The following is a 5,186-nucleotide window of genomic DNA, read 5'->3' as shown; positions in this document are numbered from 1 at the left end:
GTTAATTATAATTATGATGATAAATATATCCTGAACTTTTCCGGCAGGAGGGATGGCTCCAGCCGTTTCGGACCTAACTTCCGTTTCTCCAATTTTGGTGCGGTAGGGGGTGCATGGCTCGTTTCCAGCGAACCATTCATGCAGGCGCTCCCGGCAGTCAGCTTTGCGAAACTGCGTGCCAGTTATGGTATTACCGGTAACGATAAGATCGGGGATTATAAATACCTGGATGCTTATACTTCCTATATTTTTTATCCCACATACGATAATCAAACTGCTTTTACTCCTTCCGCCTTATTTAAGCCCGACCTGCACTGGGAAAAGAACCTGAAACTGGAAGTAGCGCTGGAAACAGGTTTTCTGAAAGACAGGATCCTGTTTTCGGCAGCGTGGTACCGTAACCGGTCCAGCGATCCGCTGGTACAGTACCCCTTGCCCGGTACTACCGGCTTCGGCACTATCACCGCTAATCTTGCCGGTGTACTGGTACAGAACAGCGGGTTTGAATTTACGTTTACCAGCAATAATATCCGCACTAAGAACTTTGAATGGGTTACCCATTTCAATCTCACGGTTCCTGATAATAAATTGCTGCGTTTCGACGGACTGGATCAAACTTCTTATGCTTCTTCCTACCAGATAGGCCGGTCGCTGAACCTGGTGTACATTGCCAAATATGCCGGCATTGATCCCAACACCGGTTTGTATACGGTAGAAGATCTTAACAAGAACGGTACCTTCCAGGTAACCGCCAGCACCAAGGGAGGCGATCTGCAGCCGGTGTTTGATACCGATCCGCAATCTTATGGTGGTATGACCAACACCATCCGTTTTAAACGCGTTACCCTCGATTTCCTTTTACAGTTTACCAAACAAACAGGCGTGAACTGGATGTCGTATATGACATCCGGATTTACTTATATGCCTGCGGGCGGTATGCAGAACCTGCCTTATATCGCGCTGGATACATGGAAGCAACCTGGTGATGACGCTGCTTTTCAGAAACTGGTAACGGCTAACAGCGGGGCGTCTAACTCCCTGTCCGGCTGGAACGCCGCCTACTATTCCGATCTCCGTTACGGCAACGCTTCCTTCCTGCGTCTGAAAAATATTTCTCTTTCCTATGATCTGCCTTCAGCATGGCTGAAGAAAGCGAAGATCAGCAGTTTAAGAGTATACGGTCTTGCCCAGAACCTCCTCACCTGGACGCCCATGAAAGTGGTAGATCCTGAAACAGCATGGTTGAACAGGCTACCGCCGTTACGTACTATCACCGCTGGTGTACAGGTAGGTTTCTAAAATCATTTTAACAGCGAATAACATGAACATCAATTCTTCCTATAAATTTTTACTGGCCGCGCTGATGCTGGGCACTTCATGCAACAAGTTTGTAGACGTAGCACTTCCCAACAGCCAGATAAGCACCGCCGCCGCTTTTGCCGATGATGAAAAAGCAAATTCCTCGATGCGGGGTATTTATGCCAGTACCCAGAATGTATTGGGCAGCGGCCCTTTCAGCGGGGTGTTCTCTTCCTGCCTGGGCCTTGCCTCCGATGAACTGAAATCCGTTTCCTACAACGACGATAACCAGGCGTTTGCAGACAATAACCTTACTGCAGGTTCCAGTGGTGTAAGCGCTATATGGACAGGTTTGTATAACACCCTGTACCAGGTAAATGTATTGCTGGAAAATGTAAAAGGAGCGCCTGGTGTGAGCGCTCCCGTGAAACAGCAGTTGCTGGGAGAAGCACATTTTCTCCGTGCCTATTGCTACTTTTATTTAGTCAATTCATTTGGCGACGTGCCTATGCCGGTAACATCCGACTACCGCGTGAACGCCCTGCTGCCACGCACTCCGGCAGATAAGGTATATGAGCTTATACTGAGCGACCTGGCCTATGCACAGGAAAACGCAGGCGCCGCATATACAGCTGCAGGTAAGCGGATCCGCGTCAACAAATGGACCGCCACCGCCTTGCTGGCCAGGGTACAGTTGTATCGTAAAAACTGGGTGGAAGCCGAAAAACAGGCCACTGCCGTAATAGGCGCCGGTCCTTATACTATGGAATCACTGAATAACGTATTCCTGCTTACATCAAAGGAAGCCATCTTCCAGTTTGCCAATGCAGGTACCAATATCTACACCATAGAAGGCGGCCGCATGACAGGCAAGGCCACCAATCCCAATTACCGCTTCACCACCTGGCTGGCAAAAGCATTTGAAACAGGGGATCAGCGCCTTGCTTCGTGGACACTGCAGGCATCCAATGGCGATACGGCTTATTATAAATACAAAGCGATAGATAGCGGTATCGGCGAAGCTGTGGTGATGTTCCGCCTGGCAGAGCAATACCTGATCCGCGCAGAAGCCAGGGCGCAGCAGAACAAGCTGGCAGACGCCATTGCCGATATAGATGTAATACGTAAACGTGCAGGCCTTCCCGTAGTGGCAAACGTAAACCCGGGCATTGCAAAGGATGCTTTGTTACAGCTGATCTATAAGGAAAGGATGACAGAACTGTTTGGTGAACAGGGACATCGCTGGTTTGATGTGAAACGTACCGGGCAGGCGGATGCACTGTACAGCGTACGGAAACCGCGGTGGCGTAAAGAAGCCATCCTGCTCCCCATTCCTTTAGACGACAGGCAGAAGAATCCGAATCTTACACAGAACGAAGGTTATGAGTAATCAACTAAAGAAACATCTTATGAAAAATATTTTAAGCGCTTTAATATTATTCCCCGGTTTCGCAATAGCCCAACAGCATTCTTTTCTCCTGAAAGGAGAAATAAAGGAATGGAAGGGGAAAGACTCTGTATTCATCCATTATCTTACAGACAATAAACAAATGGCGGATTCCACAGTGGCGATAGATGGACGCTTTCAATTCAGTGGAACTATCAGCCAGCCGGTATTAACATACATCTCCCTGCAGAAGCCCATTAAGCGAACGGAGATCCGTGACAACTACCGGTTCTACCTGGAAGAAGGCAACATTGTACTCCGTGCAAAAGATTCGCTTCGTAACAGTACCATCACTTCAGGGAGTGTGAATGCCGACTACCGGGAGCTGGAGAACGCCATTGCTCCTGCGTTTAAACGCCTGATCGCTATCAGAATGGAAGCAATGGCTACGCCAGTGGATCAACGTAAAACGCCTGCATTTGCGGCGCTGGAAAAAGAATACCGGGCCTGTATTGATTCCATGGAAGCGGTGCGTACCCGGTTTATTAAAGCGCATCCGGCTTCATTTATATCGCTCGAAGCACTGAATCTGATAGCCGGCAACACCATGCAGTTTCAGAAAACGGCGCCGTTGTTTGAAAAGCTATCGCCCGCAGTAAAGCAAACGCCATTGGGGAAAGATTTTGCCAGCCGACTGGAAACAGCAAAGAAAACACTTACTGGCGTAGTAATGCCTTCCTTTACCTCGCTGGATACTGCGCGTAAAGAAGTACACTTAAACGATGTGGTACAACATGCCAAAGTAACGCTGGTTGATTTCTGGGCCAGCTGGTGCTCGCCCTGCCGTGCGGAAAATCCTAACGTAGTAAAAGCATTTAACGCATTCCATGAAAAAGGTTTTGACATCATCAGCGTATCGCTGGATGATAATGCCAGTCGCTGGAAAGCCGCTATTATCAAGGATGGCATGCCCTGGCATCATGTTTCCGGTTTGCAGAAATGGGATGAACCCGTAGCGAAGTTCTTTGGTATACAGGGGATTCCGGACAACTTCCTGCTCGATGAACAGGGTAGGGTGATTGCACGTGGCTTGAAAGGAGCGGAGTTGTATAATAAGATTGAGGAGTTGGTGGGGAAGAAGTAGGATTTTTTTGGGGAAGATGAAGAAGGTGTACCGGAGATGGTACACCTTCTTTTATTAGTATTATATTTCTTTTTAATCACACAACGATGACTTTTACATGTATGCAATAGCCTGATGTTTAGTTTTAGCATAAAGTTTTAATAACCCATTGCGAAGCGTATATTTTCCCTTCTCTTATGGGTTTGGATAATTCCGCCTTGACATTTAAATTTCCATATACTAGCGGGTTAATATGATACTTCTGCTTATGGCTGCCGGCTAAAAAGACTTCAACGCTAGTGCCTCCATCACGTTTTAGTGGTCGTTCATATAACTGCTGCTCAGCTACCTTACGATATCATGATACTTCCTCACCCTCTTCTATGCCCTCCAGGCCTGCCTTCCGAATGCCCGCCCCGCTGTATCTCTCCGCGTCCGCCAAAACCACCATTTCCGCGTGGTCTGCTTTGAAAAGCCGGCCGGCTATCATGATGAACATTTTGCTGCATGGCCATCGGCCGGTGTGCCTGTTGAGCAGAAGACCGTTCTGCATGCTGCATGGCCATTGGCCGGTGTACCTGTTGAACAGAAGACCGTTCCGCATGGCCGGCTCCATTGTTATTGAAATGTCGCACCGCAACAGGGCTCCCATGGTTCACACTCGCCAGCTGATGCCTGTCTCTGCTCATCATTTGCTGATGATTGGTTTGCATGGCCGTTGCTTGCTGATGACGCTCGCGCATAGCTGATAATTCCTGTTGATTAGGTCGTGCATTAACGCCGCCCGCGCCGTTAAAGCTGCTGCGGTTAGTCACCCTGGTGTTATTAATAACGGTGTTGTTAACGTAGGTGTTATGAATAATGCTGGTGTTCACATTGTTAACGGCGGAGTTATACTGGAACCTGCCGCCGCTCCATCTGCCACCTGCATATCCGGAGCCACTATAGCCGTAACCGTAGTTGATGCCTCCGTAGAACCCGATGTGAGGTCCCCAGTAGCCGGCATGGAAGCCATACACACCTCCTTCAAAACCCCAATAGGCAGGGGTCCATAAAAAGCCTGGTTGCGGCGGCCGCACCCATACGCCTGGCACCCAATAATATCCGTTGGGGCCATAGGCCCAATAGCCTGGTGTCCAGAGATACCCATCAGCGGGGCATGGCGGTTGGGTATAAACAGGTAACGGAGGTGGTGCGGTATGCACGGATATACCCACGCTTAAACTAACCTGGGCGTATGTGGCTGACGAGGTTAAGAATATGATGAAAAGGCCGGCCAAACAAAATTTTCCTATCGCTTTCATGTGTTTATGGTTTTCCTTTCCTTTGACCTTGAAAAAGATAGAAAGGTTTAAAACGGGGGAGGTGCTGCTTTTT

Annotated in this window: 3 protein-coding genes and 1 pseudogene; 3 read left to right on the top strand and 1 reads right to left on the bottom strand. The window is 48.7% G+C overall.

The genetic code is table 11. The features are described 5' to 3' along the window. The 3 genes and pseudogenes from VN105_RS17355 to VN105_RS17345 all read left to right on the top strand — a co-directional run. Window positions 1–1,299 (top strand): annotated as a pseudogene (locus VN105_RS17355) (SusC/RagA family TonB-linked outer membrane protein); the annotation flags it as partial. A 22-nt stretch (window positions 1,300–1,321) separates the two neighbouring features. Beyond that, a complete protein-coding gene (locus tag VN105_RS17350) occupies window positions 1,322–2,689 on the top strand; it encodes a RagB/SusD family nutrient uptake outer membrane protein (RefSeq protein WP_325642794.1) in 1,368 nt (455 codons plus the stop codon). A gap of 19 nt (window positions 2,690–2,708) precedes the next feature. Then, a complete protein-coding gene (locus VN105_RS17345) occupies window positions 2,709–3,830 on the top strand; it encodes a TlpA disulfide reductase family protein (RefSeq protein WP_325642793.1) in 1,122 nt (373 codons plus the stop codon). Between the two features lie 350 nt (window positions 3,831–4,180). Here the strand turns inward: VN105_RS17345 and VN105_RS17340 are convergent. Beyond that, the coding region (locus VN105_RS17340; RefSeq protein ID WP_325642792.1) for a YXWGXW repeat-containing protein at window positions 4,181–5,186 on the bottom strand (1,006 nt) is incomplete at its 5' end.

This window comes from Chitinophaga sp. (assembly GCF_035564935.1).
GTDB lineage: Bacteria > Bacteroidota > Bacteroidia > Chitinophagales > Chitinophagaceae > Chitinophaga.
The sequence above is the reverse complement of the archived record's forward strand: the minus strand, read 5'-3'. Positions and strand labels throughout refer to the sequence as shown.